At 71.1% G+C, this 2,460-nt stretch carries 1 protein-coding gene and 2 pseudogenes; all 3 read right to left on the reverse strand.

Annotated elements, in window-relative coordinates; all coding sequences use genetic code 11:
• Positions 1-271 precede the first annotated feature (271 nt).
• Positions 272-1,130 (reverse strand): annotated as a pseudogene (locus E1283_RS35255) (IS5 family transposase).
• A 22-nt stretch (positions 1,131-1,152) separates the two neighbouring features.
• Entirely contained in the window at positions 1,153-1,995 is an 843-nt protein-coding gene (locus E1283_RS35260) for a glycosyltransferase family 2 protein (protein WP_132822241.1), read from the reverse strand.
• A gap of 19 nt (positions 1,996-2,014) precedes the next feature.
• Positions 2,015-2,460 (reverse strand): annotated as a pseudogene (locus E1283_RS37775) (hypothetical protein); the annotation flags it as partial.

The following is a 2,460-nucleotide window of genomic DNA, read 5'->3' on the forward strand; positions in this document are numbered from 1 at the left end:
GGGGAGCAGAGGGGGAGGGAGCAGAACGCCGCATCGCGCCATCCTCTTCGACATGCGGGACAAAGGGAAGGAACTCCCGTTCGATTAAGGGGTCGCCCCGGCCGCACCCGTACGGTGGTGGCCGCGCCGGCGCCGTTGGGCCCCGCCACGGGTAGGTCCCGCTCCCCCGGTTCGGGAGCGACAGCGACTGCGACAGCGACGCGGGACGGTCTGGGGCGACGAGGGCGCCCGGTACCGGCTCGTGACGCGGTCCTAGGTCGTTCCGTTTGGGTCATCTGGCGGACCAGATGAAGATGCCTGCGATGTGGAGTCCGGCGAGGTGGATGGTGGCGGTCTTGTCGTACGGGTGGCGGGGCCGCGCCAGTGTTTGATGCGGTTGACGCATCGTTCGACGGTGTCGCGTTGCTTGTACGCCTCGCGGTCGAAGGCGGGCGGTCTGCCGCCGTGGCTGCCTCGCCGCCTGCGATGCGCGGCCTGGTCGGCCGGAACGGGGATCACGGCCCGGATGCCGCGTCCGCGCAGGTGGTGGCGGATGGCACGGGAGGAGTAGGCCTTGTCGGCCAGGACCACCTCCGGTCTGGTTCGCGGTCGGCCGGTGTGCCGGGGAACGCGCAGGCGGGCCGTCACCTCGGCGATGGCGGGCGCGTCGCCGGCTTGCCCGGTGGTGAGGTGGAAGGCCAGGGGCCGGCAGTCGCCGTCCGCCGCGAGATGGATCTCGGTGGTCGGTCCGCCGCGGGACCGGCCGATGGCGTGATCCGTGGGTTCACCGGCCGGGGCCCCTCTTTGCGGGCTCCGGCCGCATGCTGGTGCGCACGCCCGATGGTGGAATCCACCGAGGCCGGCCTGGCGAGGTCCTCATCAGCGTCGGCCTGGGCCAGCAAAGCGGTGAACACCCGCTGCCAGGTGCCGTCGACCGCCCACATGCGCAGCCGGTTGTGGACGCCTCTCCAGTTCCCGTACCTCTCCGGCAGGTACCCCCACTGCGATCCGGTCTGGAACTTCCAGGCGATGGCGTCGATCACCTGCCGATGATCCCGCCAGCGCCCACCCCGCTTCGGCGTCCCGTCCGGGAGCAACGGCTCGATCCGCGCCCACTGCGCATCAGTCAACGGCACACCCAGACCAACGATCAGATGATCCAAACGAAACGTCCTAGTCGGCCGACCGTTCGTCGGCCGCCGCCTCCCGGGCCTTCACGCCGATCTGCCAGCGGTAGAAGCTCATGGCCAGCGCGTAGTCGAACCCGGCCCGGCCGTCGAGGAAGCCGCGGCGGTAGACGTAGGAGTAGCCGAAGGAGAGCAGCGGCTTGAAGGGCGCCCGGTGGAAGAGCTGCCCCTGCCGGGTCTTCGCGGTCCTGATCTGCTCCCTGACGTCCGGGTGCCGCTCCAGCCACGCCTCCCAGTCCGAGTAGCGGTTGTGGCGGTCGAACCAGGTGCGCACCGGGTCGAGGTCCTGGTGCTCGATCGGGGCGGTCAGCCGGTACGCCGGATCGGCCAACGGCTGGTAGTGCCCCTCCTGTTCCCCCATGCCCGGCGCGGCCAGGTCGTCCGGCTCGGGGAAGCGGGCCCGGGTGCGGTCCAGCAACGCCCGCTTGACGATGGTGTAGCCGTGCCGCAGCCGCCGCCCCGCGAACCAGTAGCCCAGCGGGATGTCGAAGGCCGCCGGGCGGATCGGGCGGCCGTCGTGGAATATCCGGCGCAGTTCGGCGATCAGCTCGCCGCTCGGCGTCTCGTCGCCGTCCAGGAACAGCAGCCAGTCCGTCTCCGGGTGGACGTGTTCGAGGCACCACTGCTTCTTCTTCGGGTAGCCGCCGTCCCAGGTGTAGGGGACGACCTCCGCGCCCTCCGCCTTGGCCAGGGCGCGGGTGTCGTCCGTGCTGTCGGAGTCCACGACCACCACGGCCGCGAAGTGTTCGATCACGGAACGCACCGCGCCGGTGATGTTGGCGGCCTCGTTCTTGGTGGGGATCGCCACCACGATCGGTAGTCGGGTCACTGTTCTCCCTGTCGTGCTGTCATTCCCGGGCCTCGGCCAGCAACTCGGCGTACTCCGGGCACAGATGCTCGACGGCGGCCTCCGCGCTCGGGATCTCGCCGTCGCGGAGCGCGGTCAGCGCGGCCTCCCGGTCGTGACGCTCCAGATAGCCGATCCGGTAGCACGCCTCGTCGCCCACCTCGAGGATGGCACCCGGGTCGGCGCCCGCCGGCACCCGGTCGGTGAGGAAGTCCCGCTGGTCCTCGGTGAACTCGCCCTCCTGCGAGGTGAGTTCGTCCTCGGGAACGGTCTCGTCCGGGACGCCTTCCCCTGCCGACCCGGCGTCGGGCTCCTGGCCCTCCGACGACTCCGACGATTCCGTCGGCTCCGTCGGCTCAGGCGAATCCGCCGATTCCGTCGGCTCGGGCGAGACGGTTGTCTCCACCGCCGGCCGTTCGCCCTCGGCCGCACCGTCGCCCCCGCCCC

Source organism: Streptomyces hainanensis (genome assembly GCF_004348415.1).
In the GTDB taxonomy this organism is placed as follows: Bacteria; Actinomycetota; Actinomycetes; order Streptomycetales; family Streptomycetaceae; genus Streptomyces; species Streptomyces hainanensis.